An 18,769-nucleotide genomic window follows, 5' to 3' on the forward strand; every position below is an offset into this window, starting at 1 on the left:
TCGTTGTGCAGGAATTAACGATCATCGGTGAGGGCGGCAGCGGCATGCGGCGAAACAGGCTGGGAACCAGTGCGGTCGAGGTGACCGAGCTGTCCTTCGGGGCCGCCGCCATCGGCAATCTCTTCCGTGCGGTCGACCCCGTCCAGGCCGCGGCCGCCGTGGACGCCGCCTGGGACGAGGGCGTCCGCTACTTCGACACGGCACCGCACTACGGGCTCGGCCTCTCCGAACGCAGGCTGGGCGCGGCCCTGCGTCACCGGCCGCGCGACTCCTACGTGGTCTCCACCAAGGTCGGCCGGCTGCTCGACCCCGTTCCGGCCGACCCGATCGCCTCGTACGACGGCCTCTCCGAAGGCTTCGCCGTGCCCGCCACCCACCGCCGCCGCTGGGACTTCAGCGCCGACGGCGTACGCCGCAGCATCGAGGACAGCCTCGAACGGCTCGGTCTCGACCGCATCGACGTCGCCTATCTGCACGACCCGGACGACCACGCCGAAGCTGCCTTCCGTGAGGCCTACCCGGCCCTGGAGAAGCTGCGCTCGGAAGGCGTCGTCGGAGCCATCGGCGCGGGCATGAACCAGACCGCGATGCTCACCCGCTTCCTCCGGGACACCGACGTGGACACCGTCCTCTGCGCGGGGCGTTACACCCTGCTCGACCAGTCCGCGCTCGACGAGCTGCTGCCCGAGGCGACTGCACGCGGCCGCAGCGTCGTCGTCGGCGGGGTCTTCAACTCCGGACTGCTCGCCGACCCGCGCCCCGGCGCGACCTACGACTACGCGGCCGCCCCGCTGACCCTTCTCGACCGGGCCCTGCGCATCAAGGCCGTCGCCGAGGGCCACGGCGTACCGCTGCGCGCCGCCGCCCTGCACTACCCGCTCGCCCACCCCGCCGTCGCCACGGTGCTCGTCGGCACCCGCTCGCCCGACGAGATGCGCGACGCCGCCGACCTGCTCTCCCGCGAGATCCCCGACGCCCTCTGGGACGAACTGCGCTCCGAGGGCCTGCTCACCGAGAACGGACACCGGCCATGAGAATCGCCCTGCACACCAAGGTCCGCGCCGACCGGATCGAGGAGTACGAGGCGGCGCACCGCGAAGTTCCCACGGAGCTCACCGCGGCCATCCGCGCTGCGGGCGCCACCTCCTGGACGATCTGGCGCAGCGGCACCGAGCTGTTCCACGTCATCGAGTGCGAGGACTACGCCCGGCTCCTCGCCGAGCTCGAGCAGCTGCCCGTCAACGTCGCCTGGCAGGCCCGGATGGACGAACTCCTCGACGTGGCCCACGACTACTCGTCGGACGGCGCCGAAGCCGGTCTCCCCGTCGCCTGGGAGCTGTGACATGACCGGCCGGCAACGGATCGTCGACGCCCACCACCACGTGTGGGACCTGTCGGTGCGCGACCAGGAGTGGATCACCGGCGAGGAACTGGCCCCGCTCCGACGCACCTTCACCCTGACCGACCTGGAGCCCGAGGTCCGCGCCGCCGGGGTGTACGCCACGGTCCTCGTCCAGACCGTCACCGTCCCCGAGGAGACCCCCGAGTTCCTCGCCCTCGCCGACGGCAACGACCTCGTCGCGGGGGTCGTCGGCTGGACCGACCTCACCGCGCCCGGCGTTGCCGACACCCTCGCCGCCCTGCGCGAACTCCCCGGTGGCGACCGGCTCGTAGCCATCCGCCACCAGGTCCAGGGCGAACCCGACCCCGAGTGGCTGCTGCGCCCCGAGGTGCAGCGCGGACTGTCCGCCGTGGCCGCCGCCGGACTCGTCTACGACCTGGTCGTCCAGCCCCACCAGCTGCCCGCGACCGTCAGGGCCGCCGCGCTGCTGCCGGAACTCACCTTCGTACTCGACCATGCGGGCAAGCCGCCCATCGCCACCCGGAGCCTGCACCCCTGGGCGGAAGACGTCCGGGCGCTGGCCGACCGGCCCAACACCGTCTGCAAACTCTCCGGCCTGGTGACCGAGGCCGACCTGCACTCCTGGACGGTCGACGACCTCCGCCCGTACGCCGACACCGTCCTCGACGCCTTCGGGCCCGACCGCCTGATGTTCGGCTCCGACTGGCCGGTCTGCCGGCTCGCGGCGAGCTACCCGGAAGTCGTGGACGCCGCACACGCCCTCACCGAGGGACTGGGCGCGGACGAGCGGTCGGCGGTCTTCGCGACCACCGCGGAGCGGACCTACGGCCTCTGAGGGCGGTGGCAGGGCGCAGCGGGCTGCGGCATCCTGGGATCCATGCCTGAACTACCGGAGGTCGAGGCGCTGCGGGTCTTTCTCGACGAGAACCTGGCCGGCAAGGAGATCGCCCGCGTCCTGCCGCTCGCCGTCAGTGTGCTCAAGACGTACGACCCACCGCTCACCGCCCTGGAAGGCGGCACGGTCACCGGCATCGCCCGGCGCGGCAAGTACCTGGACATCGGCGTCGGCCCGCTGCATCTGATCACCCATCTGGCCCGGGCGGGCTGGCTGCACTGGAAGGACAGCTTCCCCGCCGCCCCGCCGCGCCCTGGCAAGGGCCCTCTGGCGCTGCGTACCGTACTCACCGGCGGGGACGGCTTCGACCTCACCGAGGCAGGCACCACCAAACGCCTCGCCGTGCACCTCGTGCACGACCCCGGCGAGGTGCCCGGCATCGCCCGCCTCGGACCCGACCCGCTCGACGCCTCCTTCGACCGGGACGCGTTCGCCGCGCTGCTCGCCGGGGAACGGCGCCGGATCAAGGGCGCCCTCCGAGACCAGTCCCTGATCGCGGGCATCGGCAACGCCTACAGCGACGAGATCCTGCACGCCGCGAGGATGTCTCCGTTCACACTCGCCGCGAGCCTCACCGACGACGACATCACCCGGCTGTACACGGCCCTGCGCACCACCCTCCGCGACGCCGTGGCACGCTCCAGCGGAGTGGCGGCCGGGAGGCTCAAGGCGGAGAAGAAGAGCGGGCTGCGTGTCCACGGCCGCACGGGCGAACCGTGCCCCGTCTGCGGGGACGTCATCCGGGAGGTCTCGTTCAGCGACTTCTCGCTCCAGTACTGCCCGACCTGTCAGACCGGCGGCAGACCACTGGCCGACCGTCGCCTCTCCCGACTCCTCAAATAGGGCGGCGGGTGAGTTCCAGCAGCTGCCGCCCGTCCGCGGCACGCACCTCGAAACGGTCGATGGCCGCCGGACGCAACGCGGCCCCGCCGTGCACCACCAGCGTCTCGTCCGGCCCGGTCACCGACCAGGTGGTGACCGTCTCCTCGCTGCCGTCCCGCCCAACCGCCACCAGCGCGCACACCCCCGCCTCCGGCACCCGCGCCACCTCCAGACCGACGTCCGTGCCCCACTCCTTCGCCCCGGCCGTGACCACGGCCGCCATCCCCGTGGCCCGGTCCGTCGCCACCCATCGCTGGGCCTGCACCGTTCCCGCAGGCCCAGCCGATGCGCCGATCACCCCGAGCGGCGCGCCCACCGCCAGGACCACTGCGGCGGCCACCAGCGCCAGACGTCTGCGGCGGCTCCTGAGCCGCTCGGCCACCACCGCGCCCACCGCCCGCCGCACCAGCTCGGGACCCGCCCGAACCACCGGATCCACCCCCGGCGGCGTCCGCCGGGCATACTCGCCGAGCACGGCAGTCACCGCGCGGAACTCCGCCGCCCGTATCTCGCACAACGGGCACTGCGCCAGATGCTCCTCGAAGCGGAAGGCATCGGCAGCGCTCAGCACGCCCAGTGCATAGGCGCCGACATGGCGATGAGGTTCCGGGGTGCGCATGCAGTCTGGTACGGAACGCACCCGTGAATCACTCAAGCCAACACCACCGGACACGCTCTACACTCCGGCCTCATGCTGCGCGTACTCGCCGTCGACGACGAAGCACCCGCCCTGGAGGAGCTGCTCTACCTCCTGCGTGCCGACCCCCGCATCCGCAGCGCCGAAGGCGCCACCGGGGCCACCGAGGCGCTGCGCCGGATCGGCAGCGCCGTCGACGCCGGTCCCGACGACCCGTCCGCCATCGATGTCGTCTTCCTCGACATTCACATGGCGGGCCTCACCGGACTCGATGTCGCCCAGCTGCTGGCCGGGTTCGCGGCGCCCCCGCTCATCGTCTTCGTCACCGCCCACGAAGGGTTCGCCGTCCACGCCTTCGACCTCAAGGCCGTCGATTACGTCCTCAAGCCCGTCCGTCGCGAACGCCTGGCCGAAGCCGTCCGCCGCGTCGCCGAACAGGTCGGCGACCGCTCCGCTTCCCTCCAGGACACCGCTGCCGACCAGATAGCCGTCGAACTGGGCGGAGTGATCCGGTTCATCCCGATCGACGACATCGCGTACGCGGAGGCGCAGGGCGACTACGCCCGGCTGCACACCGCGGGCGGCAGTCACCTCGTCCGGATCCCCCTCACCACCCTGGAGGAACGCTGGCGCTCGCGGGGCTTCGTCCGCATTCATCGACGTCATCTCGTCGCCCTCGGCCGGATCGACGAACTGCGGCTCGACGCGGGCAGCATGAGCGTCCGCATCGGCACCGCGTCGCTTGCCGTGAGCCGCCGGCACACCCGCGCCCTGCGTGATCTGCTCATGCGGCAGACCGGCCGCTGACCAGGGACTACCCAGGTCCGAAAGCTTCCCAGAGGGGTCCCCGGCTGCGTACACTCCGGGCCCATGTCCGCAGAGTCGACGCCCCGGCGTGAAGTGGTGACGGGGGAGCCCCGGCGGGTGCGCCCGCTGCCCCGCTACCGCACCCAGTCGGAGATCGACGAGCAGACCGCGCTCGGCGGCGCCTACGTCCGCTCGCTGATGCGAAGCCAGCTGCGCGCCGGACTCACCGCGTTCGCCGTTCTCGCCGCCGTCGCCGGTACGCTGCCGCTGGTCTTCGCCGCCCTGCACAGCGCCGCCGTCGTCTGGGCGGTCCTCGGCTTCGCCACCTATCCGCCGCTGACCCTGATCGCCTGGTGGTACGTGCGGCGGGCCGAGCGCAACGAGCGCGACTTCGCCCGGCTCGTGGAAGGCCGACCCGCACAGTGAGCCGCACGTACGCGGTGGTGGCCGTCGCCGTCGTCGTTCTCGCCACCGTCCTCGTCGGCGGTTTCGGGCTGCGCATCTCCCGTACCACCTCGGACTTCTACGTCGCCTCCCGGACCGTGCGCCCCCGGCTCAACGCCGCCGCGATCAGCGGCGAGTACCTCTCCGCCGCATCCTTCCTCGGCATCGCCGGCCTGGTGCTCGTGCACGGCCCCGACATGCTGTGGTACCCGGTCGGCTACACCGCCGGCTATCTGGTGCTGCTGGTCTTCGTGGCCGCACCGCTGCGCCGCTCGGGGGCGTACACCCTGCCCGACTTCGCGGAGGGACGGCTCGAATCGCGGCAGGTGCGCAGGCTGGTGAGCGTGCTCGTCGTCGGGGCCGGCTGGCTCTACCTCGTACCGCAGCTCCAGGGGGCCGGGCTCACCCTGAAGATCCTGACCGGGGCGCCCGGCTGGCTCGGCGATGTGCTCGTCGCATCCGTCGTCGTGGTCGCCGTCGCGGCGGGCGGCATGCGGTCCATCACCTTCGTCCAGGTCTTCCAGTACTGGCTGAAACTGACGGCGCTTCTGGTTCCGGCGATCTTCCTGGTGCTGGCCTGGCAGGGTGACGGGCGGCCGCGGGTCACCTTCGACGAGCAGCTGTCCGTCTTCCGGGCCGACCATCCGCTGTACGCGACCTACGGTCTCATCATCGCGACGTTCCTCGGAACGATGGGGCTGCCGCACGTCGTCGTCCGCTTCTACACCAGCCCGAACGGCCGCGACGCCCGGCGCACCACCGTCGCCGTCCTCGCCCTGATCGGCGTGTTCTACCTGCTGCCGCCCGTGTACGGGGCACTGGGCAGGCTGTACGCCCCCGAGCTGATCCATGGCGGGGACGCGGATGCCGCCGTGCTGCTGCTGCCCGCACGCGTCGTCGGGGGGCTCGGCGGGGACCTGCTCGGCGCACTCATCGCGGGCGGCGCCTTCGCCGCGTTCCTGTCGACCGCATCCGGACTCACGATGGCTGTCGCCGGCGTCATCACGCAGGACGTCCTGCCCTCGCGCGGCGTAAGGCACTTCCGGCTGGCCACCGTTCTCGCCATGTGTGTGCCACTGGCCGGGTCGCTCATGGTCAGCCGGGTGCCGGTGGCGGACTCCGTGGGGATGGCGTTCGCCGTATCGGCGTCGTCCTTCTGCCCGCTGCTGGTCCTCGGCATCTGGTGGCGGCGGCTCACCCCGCCGGGCGCGATCGCCGGACTGGTGCTCGGCGGCGGCTCCGCGTTCCTGTCCGTCGCGATCACCGTCAGCGGTGCGGTGCGCCCGCCCGGCTGGCCGCACACCCTGCTCGCCTGGCCCGCCGTCTGGTCGGTGCCGGTCGGCTTCCTCGCGATGGTCCTGGTGTCGCTCGCCACCCCCGGTCGCATACCGGTCGGCACGAATGCCGCGATGACCCGCTTCCATCTGCCGGAGGCCCTGATACCCGGGAGGCACCGATGACAGGGCCCACGTACGCCGTCCTCGTCCTGTTCGTGCTCCTCCTGCTCGGCGCCGGGTTCCTGCTCGGCCGCCGCACGGCCCGCACCGTCCGCCCCAGCGATGTCGGCACCCCCGTCGAGCATGCCACCTTCGAGACGCTGCACACCGCCTCGCTCGCCGCGCCGCCGCTGCGCGCGGGACTCACCGAGGAGAGCGCGCGCAAGTCGGCGCGCAGACTGCGTTCCCTGCTCGGCACCGACGCGCTCTGTCTCACCGACCGGGACCGGGTCCTCGTCTGGGACGGCGAGGGCGACCACCACGGCAGAGACGTCATGGACCAGGTGCAGGGGCTTCTCGCCAGTGGCCGTGACACCGCCTTCCACAGCGACTGCGACGACCTCGACTGCCCGCTGCGCTGGGCCGTCGCCGTGCCGTTGACCGTCGACCACCGAGTCCTCGGCACCCTGATCGCCTACGCCCCGCGCGAGTCGGCGGTCCTGGCCAGGGCAGCCGGAGAGGTGGCCCGCTGGGTCTGCGTACAACTCGAGCTCGCCGAACTCGACCGGTCCCGCACGCAGCTCATCGAGGCCGAGATCAGGGCCCTGCGTGCCCAGATATCCCCGCACTTCATCTTCAACTCCCTCGCCGCCATCGCCTCGTTCGTCCGCACCGACCCCGAGCAGGCCCGCGAACTGCTGCTGGAGTTCGCCGACTTCACCCGCTACTCGTTCCGCAGCAACGGCGACTTCACCACCCTCGCCGACGAGCTGCACTCCATCGATCAGTATCTGGCCCTCGTCCGGGCCCGCTTCGGTGAGCGGCTCGCGGTCACCCTCCAGGTCGCCCCCGAAGTCCTGCCCGTCGCCCTGCCGTTCCTGTGCCTCCAGCCTCTGGTCGAGAACGCCGTCAAGCACGGACTCGAAGGTGCTGTCACCCGCAGCCGCATCACCATCAGCGCGCTGGACGCGGGCTCGGAGGCAGAAGTCGTCATCGAGGACGACGGCACCGGAATGGACCCGGAGCGGCTGCGGCACATCCTGCGCGGCGAAGGAGGACACTCCACCGGCATCGGACTGCTCAACGTCGACGAGCGGCTCCGCCAGGTGTACGGCGACGACTACGGGCTCGTGATCGAGACGGGCATCGGCGCCGGGATGAAGATCACGGTGCGGCTGCCGAAGTACCGTGCAGGGGTGCACGGTTCGTGACGGGCGAAGGCAGCCGCGCTCAGTACAGATGGATCGCCAGATGCCCCAGTGGCAACCCCAGCTGCCAGGCGGGCGTCCACACCTGGGCCGACACCTGCGCCCACTCCTCGTCGTCCTCGGTGCCGAGCGGCTCCCACGGCGGGGGCCCGATCGCGTCGAGATCGGTGGCGAGCAGCTCCGTCTCGTCCAGCCACCGCCAGGCACGCCGGGCCAGCGCCAGATCGGGATCCGGAACATCCCGGCCGCCGTCCGGCGAGGGGACCGCGGACGCCGCCGCGTCGAGCCGGTCGCAGACCCAGCGGCGCCAGGCACTCCCGTACGCCGTGAGCAGCCGCAGCTCGTCCATCCTGGTCGCGGGCAGCGCATCGGCCACGGCCCCGTCGGAGAGGAAGATGGTCAGGGCGAGCGCCTCACGCCCCGCGCGGTACTCCAGCGTCGACGGCTCCATCAGATCGCCGGTCCGCAGCAGTTCATCAGCGATGTACTCGGCGTACATCCAGGCCATCGGGACCAGCAGCCCGCCCCCACTGGTTCCATCCGTACGTTCCGGACGCATCCCGTCTCGCCTCTTCCTCATCTCGGCACCGGGCCACACGCAGCATTGAACCGGGGGAGCGCGCCCCGCGTGGCCAGAAGGACAGGATCCGTCCGACCCGATCCGTCACAGACACGAGGTTGCGATGACCGCCGATCCCGGGGAGGGAACGCACATGCGGCAATTGCTCGGCGCGTATGTGCTCGATGCGCTCGACGACGGGGAGGCCCGGCTGGTCTCGCAGCATCTGCAGGACTGCGACGGATGCGCCGCAGACTATGTGGAGGTCGCGGAGACGGCGTCCCTGCTCGGCCTGCTGAGCGAGGAGGACCTGCTGGAGTAGCCGGGCAGGTTGCGGGAGAGCAGGCGCAGCGCGTAGTAGGAACGGGACTTGACCGTGCCTGCCGGTATGCCCAGCACCTGTGCCGTCTCGCCCACGCTCAGCCCGCGGAAGTAGATCTGGACCAGCACCGCACGGTGCTCCGGGCTGAGCGTCCGCACCGCCTCGCGGACATCGAGCGCGGCGACGGTCGCCTCCGTGTCCTCCCGGCCCGGGGCGCTCTCCAGTACGAGGTCGCTGACCTCCGTCGGCCGGGCCTGGCGGGACCTGCGCGCATCGATCGCCAGCCGCCGGGCGACCGTGAAGAGCCAGGGCCGCATCGATTCGTGCGGACTGTCGAACGCCTCAGGGTGCTGCCAGGCGCGTACGAGCGTCTCCTGGAGCAGATCCTCGGCGCGCTGCCGGTCGCCGTAGGTCAGACCGAGCAGGAAGTGGAGGAGCGCGGGGCCGTGTTCGCGCTGCAACTCCGCGAGGGCCCGCTCATCGGTCGTCGTGGTCATGGTGAACGCCCCTTTCCCGCGGAGGCGCCTGCCGCCTCGCCGCTGCCTGCGCCGTATACGAACGCATCGGGGCCGCGACGAACAGAAGATGCACCGAGGCGTGCGACGAGCGGTCGCACGGAGCGGCGAATGGTGCGGTGAACGGTCGGCCGGACGGTGAACGGACAGGGGGCGGGCGACGTGCGGTGCGCGACCGCGCACTCGGCCGGGCGTGCGGCGTGGCCGAGTGCGGGGTCGGTGGCGGTCAGCGGGGAGCGGGCGCCGGCCGTACGGACAGCAGCCACCCCCGGCCCGGCGCGACCGGGACCGGCTCGCCCGCTGCGAACGAGCGTTCCGGCTGGAAACCCTCGATCGCGGGTGCGTACGCCGCGACCGGGCCGCCGGAGCCGGTCAGCACGCACTCCACCGGCGTCGATGCCCACGAAGCGACCGCGGTCGCCGTCCCGCCCGGTCCCTGCCAGCTGGAGGCGAGGACATCGGCCCGGCCGGTCGCCACGGGCTGCTCGTCCGCCCACCATCCCGTGAAGCCGGCCTCGGGCAGCCGCAAGGCGTCGAAGGCCCGCCACAGCGGCCGGACATCGGTCATCGGGGCGCGCGCCGTCATCCCGAAGACCAGGCCCCGCCACGGGTTGCCGCCACCCTCCAGCATCTCGCCCATCAGCCCGAACGGGATCCCGGAGAGCTCCACCAGCCAGTACGCGGGGTCGGTCCCCTCGTAGTCGAACAGCTCGCCCAGCCAGAGCCGGTCGGTGTACGGCATCAGCTCCGCGTACAGATTGGCGCTGGACGCGAAGCCGTCCGGCTCCCGGTACTGGTTGCAGGAGTGCAGATCGATCAGCGGCGCGGTGTCGCCGGACCGGGCCAGTGTCTTGCGGACCCGCTTCATGGTGGTCCGGTCGTACGCCACGTCGTCGAGGTAGAGGCCGTCGACCCCGATCCGGCGGCGGAGCCGGTCGATTCCGCACACGTAGGAGTTGTGCCAGCGCGAGTCGCCCGAGGTCACGACAGCCACATCGGTGACGTCGGGCGCCACCCAGCCGGGGACGTAGTCCGTGCCCAGATGCTCGCGCAGCCAGGCGTGTCCGCCGCCGGGCCCCGGCGCCAGGACCTCGCTGCCCAGGGAGGCGAGGGCGGGCAGCTCAGGGCTGTGCCGGGTCAGTTCACGCACGGTGTCGTACACCTTGACGCGGATGCCGAGCCGGTGTGCCTCGGTGGTGTAGTCCCGCAGCACATCGGCGGCCAGCAGCGGGTCGTTGATGTACGGGTTGGGCGGCGTGGCGTGATGGATGTTGACGACGTTCGCACCGTACGCGGCGACCTCGGCGGGGGCGGCGTACGCGTGGAAGTAGCGCTCGGCGAGCTGGAGTCCGGGCCTGATCGGCTTGAACGGGGTGAGCAGCAGCCGCAGTTCGAAGCAGCGGCTCTCCCCGGCGGCCAACCGCAGCGGACCGCTGCAGGCACTCACCGTCCGCGCCCCGTCCTCGGTGCGCAGCCGGACCCCGCCGCTGCCGTCGCCGGCCCAGGAGCGAGGCGTGACCAGGGGCTTCTCGCGGTAGTAGTTGGTGTTCAGCGGCCGTGCGTAGTGCTCGTCGCGCAGCGAGAGCTGGACACCCGCGGCGGGGGAGCCGAGCCAGAGCGCGTCCTGGTTGCGGGTGGGGGTGTCCCACTGCCAGTCGTACGTCTCCGGGCAGACCTGCCCCGGCAGCCCGAGACCCATCGCGTACCGGGCGATGTCCGCCCGGACCGGTATGTCCAGGCGCGCTTCGAGGGCGAGTTCGTGGACCGCCTCGACAGTCGTCCGTACGACGAGGAAACCGTCGGCCTCCAGCGCTCCCTCGGTGCGCAGCCGGAGACCCGGGCCGGTGGCCTCGCAGGACCAGCGGACCCGCGCCGGTCCGGTCCGGTCGAGCCTCAGCGGACCGTGGTCGAGCGGGTGGCCGACCGTGAACGCGACCGGTCCGGAGAGCAGATCGCGTTCCGGACCGTCCGTGCCCGTCACCTCGGAGGTGAACGACGAGGTGAGCCGCCGCGGCAGCCCGGCGGGGCCGATCTCCACCGCCCGGCCGAGGATCTCCAGGCGGTGTCCGGCCACCTTCACCGGGGTGAACGGCGGGACGATCTCGTCGTCCTGGCCGAGCGTCGAGTCCAGCCAGCGCAGCCGGGCCAGCCGGGCGGGGTCCCCGGCGCCGTGGTCGGCAACGGTCTGCGGACCGACGGTGATCCGCAGCGGCAGTACCCGCTCTCCGGTGCCGTGGGCGCGTACGGCGATCTCGCCCTCGTACGTGCCGGGTTCGGCGGCCTCCGGGATGTCCAGGCCGAACCAGAGCGCGTGGGTATGCCCCGCGCCGACATCGATCCGGTTCTCGAACGACTCCCCGCGTGCGTCGATGCCGCCCGCACTGAGCGACCGGACCGGGAACGGCAGTCCCCGGACCTCGGTACGGATCTCCGCCAGCGCCTCCACCGCGTACACCCCGGCCTGCAACACGTAGAACTCGCCGCACGACGCCGTACCCGTGAACGGCGCGGACGGCACGGCGTGGGCCCAGGGGGCGGGCAGCCGGTCGTACCGGCCCAGTGGATGGTCGCGGTCCTCGCCGAACAGCAGGAACGGCTCGTCCGGATGCGCAGCGGTCAGCGCGGCACACTCGTCGGCCGTGGCCGCGAACCCCAGCGGGGCGAAGGAGTCGACGGCGCTCACGGCCTCGTACCGGAACGCCTCAGCGCGCGGCAGCGACGCCCAGACCCCGTCCGGCCGGTGCAGCCCGCAACGGTGCACCCAGTCGGGGTCCGCGGTCGGCGTCGGATGCCGGTAGGCGGCCTGTGGATAGTAGGGACGGCCCGTGTGCGCGTACGGCAGATAGTGCACGGCGTAGTCGCCCGGACCCTCCACGGGCTCGAACGCGATCCGGCCGCGCTCGGCCGTCACCTCGATCCGGACCGTGTTCCGTACCCGGCGGCCGGACGGGGCGAGGACCAGGACATCCACCGCCCCGGGGTCCGGATCCCTGCGCCGCCACGGGAGTTCCGCCCCGAGAACGGGGCCGCCCGCGGGGGCGCGCACCAGGATCCGGTGATTGCCGTACATGTCGCTGTCCCACGAACCGAGCCCGCACTGCAGCTCGGGATGGCCCTGCTCACCCATGTCCGCACTCCCTCAAGGGCGCTATTTATTAGGTAAGTTGCTGAATTGCCATGGGACACCATGGAGATCCGACGATCATGTTGTCAAGGGAGACGTCATGGACCGGGGTGGGGACGCCTCGCTGCTGCGCCGACTGAACACGGCCGCTGCCCTGCGGGTGATGCGCGAACGCGACGAGGTCACCGTGCCGGAACTCGCCGGGCTGATCGGGGTGTCCCGGCCGACCGCCCAGGACCTCACGGCGCAGCTGCTGCGCGAGGGCCGACTGGTGGAGCTGCAGGCCAACAGCGGTTCCGTGGGCCGTCCGGCCCGCCGCTTCCGGTTCCGGGCCGAGGCGGGACATGTCATCGGCGTGGACATCGGCGCGCACAAGGTGCTGGTGCACGCCGTGGACCTGCTCGGTCGCACCGTCGCCGCGGAACGGGTCGCCGTCACCCCCGCCCTGACCGCCCGGGAACGGCTGGACACCGTCCGCGGGGCGATCGAGGCGTGCTTGGCCCGGCCGGAGAGCGCCGGGGTGCGCCCGCTGGCCACCGGTATCGGCACCAGTGGCATGGTGGACCTCGATGGCCGGGTGGTGCGGAGTACCGCGCTGCCCGGCTGGACCGGACTCGACCTCGGGAGCGAGCTCGCGGACAGCGCCCCGGGCCCGGTACTGGTGGGCAACGACATCCAGCTGGCCACCTTCGCCGAATGCGCCGGAGGAGTGGCCGTCGGGGTCCGTGACGCCATCTACCTCTACGTGGGCAACCGCCCCGGCATCGGCCTGTGGCTGCACGGCCGGCTGCACCGGGGCCACGGCGGCGCCGCGGGCGAACTGCTGCCCCCGGACGGCTGGTCGGCCGCCTATCGGCGACTGCTGGACTGGGCGGCCGGACACCAGGGGGCCGAGCTGCCCACCCGGGACAGCGCTGCCCGCGCCGTGGTCGAGGCTGCGGCGGCCGGGGACGGCGGCGCACGGTACGCGCTGCGCGCCTTCGCCGAGTCGCTCGCCGCCTGCCTGGCGCCCCATGTCGCCGCCCTCGATCCCGAGCTGGTCGTGCTCGGCGGCGGTATCTCCCGGGCGGGAGCGCTGCTCAGCGAGCCGTTCGCCGCGTCGCTCGCCGCCCTCTGCCCGAACACGCCTCATGTCCAGAACTCCTCGCTCGGCGAGGAGTCAACTGCGATCGGGGCAGCTCGGCTGGTACTGGAACATATCGAGAACACGGTGCAGAAAAGTCCAACTCCCAAGGACTGAATGGCTGTTGACGTACCGGTTCGACGCTTCGATGATGTGGCCACTCTTTTCGGAAAGTTGGTTTCTAAATTCGTCGTTCCGTCAGGCCAGGGAGTACGTGTGACATCCCCTGCAACAACGCGCAGCCCCCGGGCGGCGTCCCCACCAGCGCCCAGGGCGAAGACCGGCCGGCCCCCGCTGCGGCGTGTACCGCTGAGGATCCGGCTGCGGAACAACTGGGTGATGCTCGCCCTGATGGCCCCGGGCCTGCTCTTCTTCGCCGTGTTCTTCTACGTGCCGATGCTGGGCAACATCGTTGCCTTCCAGGACTACCAGCCGTTCATCGGCTTCAGGAGCAGCCCGTGGGTGGGCCTGGCCAACTTCCAGGAGCTCTTCTCCGATCCGGCGTTCTGGGAGTCCGTACGCAACACGCTGGCCTTCGCCGCGCTGCAGCTGATCTTCTTCTTCCCCGCCCCGCTGGCCCTCGCGCTGCTCATCAACAGCCTGGTCAGCAGCCGCGTGAAGAAGTTCGTGCAGAGCGTCGTCTACCTCCCGCACTTCATCTCCTGGGTGCTGGTCGTCGCCCTCTTCCAGCAGGTGCTCGGCGGCGCGGGACTCATCAGCAACTTCCTGCGTGACCACGGGCTCTCGGCCCTCGACGTGATGACCGATCCCGGCACCTTCCCGATGCTGATCACCGCACAGGTGATCTGGAAGGACATCGGCTGGGGCATGATCATCTATCTGGCGGCGCTCGCCAACGTCGACCAGAGTCTGTACGAATCGGCTGCCGTGGACGGTGCCGGACCCTGGCGACGCATGTGGCACGTCACCCTGCCCGCCGTCCGAGGCGTCACGATCATGCTGCTGGTACTGCGCCTCGGCGACGTACTGTCCGTCGGCTTCGAGCAGTTCCTCCTCCAGCGCGACGCGGTCGGCGCCCGGGCCTCCGAGGTCCTCGACACCTACGTGTACTACCACGGCGTGGTCTACGGCGACTGGGGCATCGGCGCCGTCGCCGGCCTGGTCAAGGGCGTGGTAGGCGCACTGATGATCTGGGGCGCCAACCGGCTCGCCCATGCGTTCGGAGAGCAAGGGGTGTACAGCAAATGACCGTCGGACTGCCCCTGCTGAAACCCCGGCCCGCCGACCGCAGGGCTGCCTGGGAGGAGCCGCCGACCCGGCTGGGCTCGGCTGCCAAGGCCGTCGTCCTCACCGTCATCGTGGCCGTGATGACCCTGCCGTTCCTGGTCGTCCTCTCCACCAGTCTCGCCTCCCGCGAGGAGGTCACGGCCGCCGGGGGCTACGTACTCTTCCCGACCGAGCCCACCCTGCAGGCGTACCGCACCATCCTCTCGGGCGGACTGGTCACCCGCGCCGTCACGGTCAGCGTCCTGATCACCGGCATCGGCACGGCGCTCTCCCTGCTGACGACCATCGCCCTGGCCTATGCGCTGAGCAAGCGCGGTGTCCCCGGCAGCAGGCCCGTTCTGCTGCTCGTCCTGTTCACCCTGCTCTTCGCCCCCGGCATGATTCCGATGTACGTCCTGGTCAAGGAGCTCGGACTGCTCGACTCGTACTGGGCGCTGATCCTGCCGGGCCTGGTCAACGCCTTCAATCTGGTGGTGATGAGGGCGTTCTTCATGAACATCCCCGAGGAGCTGTACCAGGCCGCCCGGATCGACGGAGCGGGCGACTGGCGGATCCTCACCAGGATCGTGCTGCCGCTTTCCAAGGGCGTTATCGCCGTCGTCGGGCTCTTCTACGCGGTGACGTACTGGAACGCCTTCTTCAACGCGATGCTCTACCTCAACGACTCCGGCAAATGGCCCATCCAGCTGCTGCTGCGCACCTATGTGGTGCAGAACAAGCAGATGGCGGCCGACCAGCTCGGTGTCGCCCATCTGCCGCCCCAGCAGTCGATCTCCATGGCGGTCGTCATGCTCGCGCTGATCCCGATTCTGCTGCTGTACCCCTTCCTGCAGAAGTACTTCACCAAGGGCGTGCTCACCGGCGCCATCAAGGGCTGACCCACGCCCGCTCATCCGTCCCCACCCTTCTCACCCCCCGTTGCGGAGATTCCCTATGACCGGCATGTCCCGACGCACCTTCCTCGGCCTGAGCACCGCCGTCGCCGCAGGCGCCGCCGCCACCGCGCTCGCCGGCTGCGGCTCCTCCACCGCGACCAAGGGCGAAGCCGCCTCGGGGAAGGTGAAGCTTCCCTCGTACGTTCCCAACACCAGCATCAAGCCCGATCTGCCACCCAACGCGAAGGGGCTCTCCGCGGGCTATCTCTCGTACCCCAAGGAGCTGATCCAGAGCGTTTCGAAGGCCCCCGGCGACGGTTCGAAGGTCACCCTGCTCACCGAGATCTGGACCCAGCCGCCGCTCCCCAAGGGCTCCAACGAGCACTGGCAGAAGGTCAACAAGGCGCTCGGTGTCGATCTCTCCGCCATCCTGGGCACCGACCCCGGATACGACGAGAAGTTCTCCGCCACGGTCGCCGGCGGGGACCTGCCCGACCTGATGTGGATACCGCCGAACCAGGGCATTCAGCACGTCGCCCAGCTGCTGGAATCCAAGTGCGCCGACATCACCGACCTCGTCTCGGGCGACGCGGTCAAGGACTACCCGAACCTCGCCGCGATGACCCCCGCACACTGGAAGACCGCCGTGGTCAACGGCAAGATCTGGGGTGCGCCCAGTCCCTACCCCGCGTTCGGCCAGGTCTATGGCGGCAACCCCGAGGTCTGGGAGAAGGCGGGCGGCCTGTCCGCCGGCAGCCCCGACGAGTTCCTGGCCAAGTGCAAGGAGGTCACCGGCGGCAAGGTCTGGGCGCTGGAACCGATCTACGTCAATGCCGTCAGCGTGATGAGCCAGTGCTTCGGAGCCCCGAACAAGTGGCGGCAGAACAAGGACGGCTCGCTCACCTTCTGGCAGGAGACCGACGAGTATCTGGCGGCGCTGGACTTCGTGCTGAAGCTCAAGAAGGCCGGGGTCTTCTACCCGGGTGACCCGAAGATGGCCGATGCCTATCTGAAGATGGCCCAGGGCTCCATCGGCGCCGCGGTGTTCGCCAACCCGTCCGGTGCCCGTGCCAACCTCCGTACCAACGACCCCTCGCTCGCCGCCGAGATCCTGATCCCGTTCGCCGCGGGCGGCCGGCAGCCCAACCACCACTACCACCTGGGCACCATCGGCTACACCGCCATCAAGAAGGGCAGCGAGGAGCGGGTACGGATGCTGCTCGGCGTCCTCGACTACCTCGCCGCGCCCTTCGGCACCAAGGAGCGCGAACTGCTGGAATTCGGCACCGAGGGCACCGACTTCACCTACGACAAGCAGGGCTTCCCGCAGCGCACCGACCGGGGGAAGCAACAGGTCGAGGGGTTCTACAGCGGTCTGGCCACCGCGACCACCGCCCCGTTCGCACTGCTGCCCTCCACGTTCGCGGGATCCCATGGCCCGCAGGACGTGAAGGACATCTACGCGGTCGAGCAGAAGCTCACCGAGACCGCCATCACCAACCCGACGGTGGGCCACTACTCCGACGCGTACACCGAGCACTACGGGCGCATGTCGACCGAGGCCACGGACCTGGTCAACGACATCGTCAGCGGCCGCAGGAAGACCGGCGAGTGGAAGTCGTTCTGGACCGAGTGGCGCTCCCAGGGCCTGGACCGGATGGCCCGTGAGTTCCAGAAGTCCATCGAGAAGAACGCCTGACGGCCCCGGAGGCGGGGCCCGCGCCGACGTCGTCCACCGTTCACGGAACGACGGTGACGGGCCAGCGCCCCGCCTTCACCAGCCGGATCGCCACCGATCCGATGAACCGGTGTCCCGCCGACTCCGAAGCGCCCACCACGACGGCATCCGCTTTCAACTCGTCTGCCGCTGTGACCAGGCCGTTGTACGGATCACCGCGGAAGGTGTGGAACTCCCAGCGCACATTCCATATGTCCTTGAGCCGCTCCGTGGCCGCCCTGATCTCGCTCACCAGGCCCTCCGCGACCTCGCCGGTCGTGTCGGCGACCGGTGCGCCGAGCGCGGCGCCCGCGGGCATCACCGGCTGGACATAGACGAGGGCGAGCATGGCGTGCTGTCGACGGGCCAGCCCGGCGGCGTACGCGGCGGCACGCATCGAGGAATCGGACCCGTCGAGGCCCGCGACGATCACTTTCGGACCGTCTGTGCCACGTTCGAACTGGTGAGGCTGCTGGTCTGTCACGGCAGTGAGGTTAGCCGCTCCCGGCGCCGCACCCGGCCCGGGCTGCCCGCTGCCCTGACCGGAGCCGCCGGATGTCGCGCATGCGATCCCTGGAATGGGTGCAAAACCCTTCGCGCACCATGTCGTCGAGAGGGGTGGACCGGTCTGTGACCGGTGGGTCGCGGAGCGTGACCGAGGTCCGCCCGGTCGCGGAACGGGCCCTGTCGTCGTGGCGGGGCACCTCGATGGGGCTGCCCTGCTTCAGCGAACGGAGACCGTGGAGACCGCCGGTCGCGCCATGATGCCGGCGAAAACAGACATGCCCACCCGTCCCGGTGCGACCTCGTTCCGGTTCCGGCCCGCGAGAGTCGCGTCCTGCGGGGCCGGTGCCCCGATGCAGCCGTTCCTGTCCGGGGCCACCTCCACGAGCGGGGCATCGACCCGGAGCGATGGGATGACCACGCGTGAGGCGGGGGCACACGCCCGCGGTGTCTCCGCGGCGCCGGCCGCAAGCGCCCCGACGGAGACCGGGTGGCGACCTGCCGATGCCGCGCCGAGCGGCTGCGGTGGACCGGGCAGGAGTTCCGGACCGTTCCGCATCAGTGCGGCACCGGTGAGCATCACCAGGGCGATCGCGCCCCAGGGCGAAGGTCTGGTCCGCTCGGGGCGCCAGTGGTCCCGACTCATGGTTCTCCCTTCGTTGTGACGATGGGAACGGTAAGCGCGATGCGGCGCGGCCGCGATCAGGGACGGGCAAACGGGTGGCCGCCGGAAAGGTCCACCTGATCGGCGAATGTGCGGACAGCCGATTCTGACTGCCCATGACCTGCGTCCCCGTCAGATGTGTCGGCTGGAGCCCGATGGGTCGGATCACCGGGGTAGAGCAGTGCCGAAAAAGGGGCGGATCGAGGATCTGGTGAGGGTTCGTCATGCCCGGGAGTGTCCGTGTCCCGTCGGATCGACCGATCGACCGATCGACGGACGCCGGCTCCACGGGGCCGAGCGTCGGAGCCGGCCCGGGGCGCCGTCGCGGCAATCGGTGGCAGTGCGTCCCCCCGTGCGTCTTCGGTGGATGAGTCATCAGGTGATCCGGCCGGCCGAACGCGGCCACCGGCCCGGTACGCCCGTCGCCCCGGGTCCTGGATCAGGAC

The 18,769-nt window shown here is 70.8% G+C and carries 19 protein-coding genes; 13 read left to right on the forward strand and 6 right to left on the reverse strand.

The genetic code is table 11. The annotated features are described in order from the left end of the window. Positions 1–44 precede the first annotated feature (44 nt). Genes ACFU6I_RS07315 through ACFU6I_RS07330 form a run of 4 tightly spaced genes read left to right on the forward strand, consistent with a single transcriptional unit; the run spans position 45 to position 3,101 of the window. A complete protein-coding gene (locus ACFU6I_RS07315) occupies positions 45–1,034 on the forward strand; it encodes an aldo/keto reductase (protein ID WP_384362667.1) in 990 nt (329 codons plus the stop codon). Beyond that, entirely contained in the window at positions 1,031–1,342 is a 312-nt protein-coding gene (locus ACFU6I_RS07320) for an L-rhamnose mutarotase (RefSeq protein ID WP_266978273.1), read from the forward strand. Before ACFU6I_RS07315 ends, ACFU6I_RS07320 begins: the two co-directional genes overlap by 4 nt. A gap of 1 nt (position 1,343) precedes the next feature. Continuing rightward, on the forward strand, positions 1,344–2,198 hold the full coding sequence (locus tag ACFU6I_RS07325) for an amidohydrolase family protein (RefSeq protein ID WP_384362627.1): 855 nt from the start codon (positions 1,344–1,346) through the stop codon (positions 2,196–2,198). A gap of 42 nt (positions 2,199–2,240) precedes the next feature. Beyond that, a complete protein-coding gene (locus tag ACFU6I_RS07330) occupies positions 2,241–3,101 on the forward strand; it encodes an Fpg/Nei family DNA glycosylase (RefSeq protein WP_384362629.1) in 861 nt (286 codons plus the stop codon). Here the strand turns inward: ACFU6I_RS07330 and ACFU6I_RS07335 are convergent. Further along, entirely contained in the window at positions 3,094–3,759 is a 666-nt protein-coding gene (locus tag ACFU6I_RS07335) for an anti-sigma factor family protein (protein ID WP_384362631.1), read from the reverse strand. The two genes, ACFU6I_RS07330 and ACFU6I_RS07335, sit on opposite strands and share 8 nt — an antisense overlap. A 72-nt stretch (positions 3,760–3,831) precedes the next feature. Here ACFU6I_RS07335 and ACFU6I_RS07340 point away from each other — a divergent pair, with 72 nt between their 5' ends. The 4 genes from ACFU6I_RS07340 to ACFU6I_RS07355 all read left to right on the forward strand — a co-directional run bounded on the left by ACFU6I_RS07340 (position 3,832) and on the right by ACFU6I_RS07355 (position 7,675). After that, a complete protein-coding gene (locus tag ACFU6I_RS07340) occupies positions 3,832–4,584 on the forward strand; it encodes a LytTR family DNA-binding domain-containing protein (protein ID WP_345518603.1) in 753 nt (250 codons plus the stop codon). 63 nt (positions 4,585–4,647) lie between these two features. After that, entirely contained in the window at positions 4,648–5,010 is a 363-nt protein-coding gene (locus ACFU6I_RS07345) for a hypothetical protein (protein ID WP_384362633.1), read from the forward strand. After that, positions 5,007–6,488, forward strand: coding sequence for a cation acetate symporter (locus ACFU6I_RS07350; RefSeq protein WP_384362635.1), 1,482 nt, complete (start codon positions 5,007–5,009; stop codon positions 6,486–6,488). Before ACFU6I_RS07345 ends, ACFU6I_RS07350 begins: the two co-directional genes overlap by 4 nt. Then, complete coding sequence (locus tag ACFU6I_RS07355) at positions 6,485–7,675, forward strand: sensor histidine kinase (protein ID WP_384362637.1); 1,191 nt, start codon at positions 6,485–6,487, stop codon at positions 7,673–7,675. Before ACFU6I_RS07350 ends, ACFU6I_RS07355 begins: the two co-directional genes overlap by 4 nt. Positions 7,676–7,694: 19 nt before the next feature. Here the strand turns inward: ACFU6I_RS07355 and ACFU6I_RS07360 are convergent, their stop codons facing one another. Then, complete coding sequence (locus ACFU6I_RS07360) at positions 7,695–8,231, reverse strand: hypothetical protein (RefSeq protein WP_384362639.1); 537 nt, start codon at positions 8,229–8,231, stop codon at positions 7,695–7,697. 124 nt (positions 8,232–8,355) lie between these two features. Here ACFU6I_RS07360 and ACFU6I_RS07365 point away from each other — a divergent pair, with 124 nt between their 5' ends. Beyond that, positions 8,356–8,553, forward strand: a complete 198-nt coding sequence (locus ACFU6I_RS07365) for a zf-HC2 domain-containing protein (protein WP_384362641.1) — start codon at positions 8,356–8,358, stop codon at positions 8,551–8,553. Here the strand turns inward: ACFU6I_RS07365 and ACFU6I_RS07370 are convergent. Further along, on the reverse strand, positions 8,487–9,050 hold the full coding sequence (locus ACFU6I_RS07370) for a sigma-70 family RNA polymerase sigma factor (protein ID WP_384362643.1): 564 nt from the start codon (positions 9,048–9,050) through the stop codon (positions 8,487–8,489). The genes ACFU6I_RS07365 and ACFU6I_RS07370 overlap by 67 nt on opposite strands. 244 nt (positions 9,051–9,294) lie before the next feature. Next, positions 9,295–12,195: a glycoside hydrolase domain-containing protein gene (locus ACFU6I_RS07375; protein ID WP_384362645.1), complete on the reverse strand. Its 2,901-nt coding sequence runs from the start codon at positions 12,193–12,195 to the stop codon at positions 9,295–9,297. Positions 12,196–12,292: 97 nt separating this feature from the next. Between ACFU6I_RS07375 and ACFU6I_RS07380 the strand changes: the two genes are divergently transcribed. From ACFU6I_RS07380 to ACFU6I_RS07395, 4 genes are all read left to right on the forward strand, one after another. Continuing rightward, on the forward strand, positions 12,293–13,432 hold the full coding sequence (locus ACFU6I_RS07380; RefSeq protein ID WP_384362647.1) for an ROK family protein: 1,140 nt from the start codon (positions 12,293–12,295) through the stop codon (positions 13,430–13,432). Positions 13,433–13,531: 99 nt separating this feature from the next. Next, positions 13,532–14,524, forward strand: coding sequence for an ABC transporter permease (locus ACFU6I_RS07385; protein ID WP_376664934.1), 993 nt, complete (start codon positions 13,532–13,534; stop codon positions 14,522–14,524). Next, positions 14,521–15,441 (forward strand): carbohydrate ABC transporter permease, encoded by a 921-nt coding sequence (locus tag ACFU6I_RS07390; RefSeq protein ID WP_384031214.1) that lies wholly within the window; start codon positions 14,521–14,523, stop codon positions 15,439–15,441. Before ACFU6I_RS07385 ends, ACFU6I_RS07390 begins: the two co-directional genes overlap by 4 nt. A 55-nt stretch (positions 15,442–15,496) precedes the next feature. After that, positions 15,497–17,137 (forward strand): hypothetical protein, encoded by a 1,641-nt coding sequence (locus ACFU6I_RS07395; protein WP_384362649.1) that lies wholly within the window; start codon positions 15,497–15,499, stop codon positions 17,135–17,137. A 40-nt stretch (positions 17,138–17,177) separates the two neighbouring features. Here the strand turns inward: ACFU6I_RS07395 and ACFU6I_RS07400 are convergent, their stop codons facing one another. Together ACFU6I_RS07400 and ACFU6I_RS07405 are read right to left on the reverse strand one after the other, a co-directional pair. After that, complete coding sequence (locus ACFU6I_RS07400; RefSeq protein WP_384362651.1) at positions 17,178–17,639, reverse strand: universal stress protein; 462 nt, start codon at positions 17,637–17,639, stop codon at positions 17,178–17,180. A gap of 240 nt (positions 17,640–17,879) precedes the next feature. After that, positions 17,880–18,305 (reverse strand): hypothetical protein, encoded by a 426-nt coding sequence (locus ACFU6I_RS07405; RefSeq protein ID WP_384362653.1) that lies wholly within the window; start codon positions 18,303–18,305, stop codon positions 17,880–17,882. Between the last annotated feature and the right edge of the window lie 464 nt (positions 18,306–18,769).

This window comes from Streptomyces sp. NPDC057486, assembly GCF_042802415.1.
Classification (GTDB): Bacteria; Actinomycetota; Actinomycetes; order Streptomycetales; family Streptomycetaceae; genus Streptomyces; species Streptomyces yanii.

What these genes read in the sequence shown, in the direction of transcription:
- ACFU6I_RS07315 (WP_384362667.1), top strand. Translation starts at nt 45, where the DNA reads ATGCGGCGAAACAGGCTGGGAACCAGTGCGGTCGAGGTGACCGAGCTG.
- ACFU6I_RS07330 (WP_384362629.1), top strand. Translation starts at nt 2,241, where the DNA reads ATGCCTGAACTACCGGAGGTCGAGGCGCTGCGGGTCTTTCTCGACGAG.
- ACFU6I_RS07355 (WP_384362637.1), top strand. Translation starts at nt 6,485, where the DNA reads ATGACAGGGCCCACGTACGCCGTCCTCGTCCTGTTCGTGCTCCTCCTG.
- ACFU6I_RS07395 (WP_384362649.1), top strand. Translation starts at nt 15,497, where the DNA reads ATGACCGGCATGTCCCGACGCACCTTCCTCGGCCTGAGCACCGCCGTC.
- ACFU6I_RS07375 (WP_384362645.1), bottom strand. Translation starts at nt 12,195, where the DNA reads ATGGGTGAGCAGGGCCATCCCGAGCTGCAGTGCGGGCTCGGTTCGTGG.
- ACFU6I_RS07405 (WP_384362653.1), bottom strand. Translation starts at nt 18,305, where the DNA reads ATGAGTCGGGACCACTGGCGCCCCGAGCGGACCAGACCTTCGCCCTGG.
- ACFU6I_RS07370 (WP_384362643.1), bottom strand. Translation starts at nt 9,050, where the DNA reads ATGACCACGACGACCGATGAGCGGGCCCTCGCGGAGTTGCAGCGCGAA.
- ACFU6I_RS07390 (WP_384031214.1), top strand. Translation starts at nt 14,521, where the DNA reads ATGACCGTCGGACTGCCCCTGCTGAAACCCCGGCCCGCCGACCGCAGG.
- ACFU6I_RS07380 (WP_384362647.1), top strand. Translation starts at nt 12,293, where the DNA reads ATGGACCGGGGTGGGGACGCCTCGCTGCTGCGCCGACTGAACACGGCC.
- ACFU6I_RS07325 (WP_384362627.1), top strand. Translation starts at nt 1,344, where the DNA reads ATGACCGGCCGGCAACGGATCGTCGACGCCCACCACCACGTGTGGGAC.
- ACFU6I_RS07365 (WP_384362641.1), top strand. Translation starts at nt 8,356, where the DNA reads ATGACCGCCGATCCCGGGGAGGGAACGCACATGCGGCAATTGCTCGGC.
- ACFU6I_RS07360 (WP_384362639.1), bottom strand. Translation starts at nt 8,231, where the DNA reads ATGCGTCCGGAACGTACGGATGGAACCAGTGGGGGCGGGCTGCTGGTC.
- ACFU6I_RS07335 (WP_384362631.1), bottom strand. Translation starts at nt 3,759, where the DNA reads ATGCGCACCCCGGAACCTCATCGCCATGTCGGCGCCTATGCACTGGGC.
- ACFU6I_RS07340 (WP_345518603.1), top strand. Translation starts at nt 3,832, where the DNA reads ATGCTGCGCGTACTCGCCGTCGACGACGAAGCACCCGCCCTGGAGGAG.
- ACFU6I_RS07345 (WP_384362633.1), top strand. Translation starts at nt 4,648, where the DNA reads ATGTCCGCAGAGTCGACGCCCCGGCGTGAAGTGGTGACGGGGGAGCCC.
- ACFU6I_RS07320 (WP_266978273.1), top strand. Translation starts at nt 1,031, where the DNA reads ATGAGAATCGCCCTGCACACCAAGGTCCGCGCCGACCGGATCGAGGAG.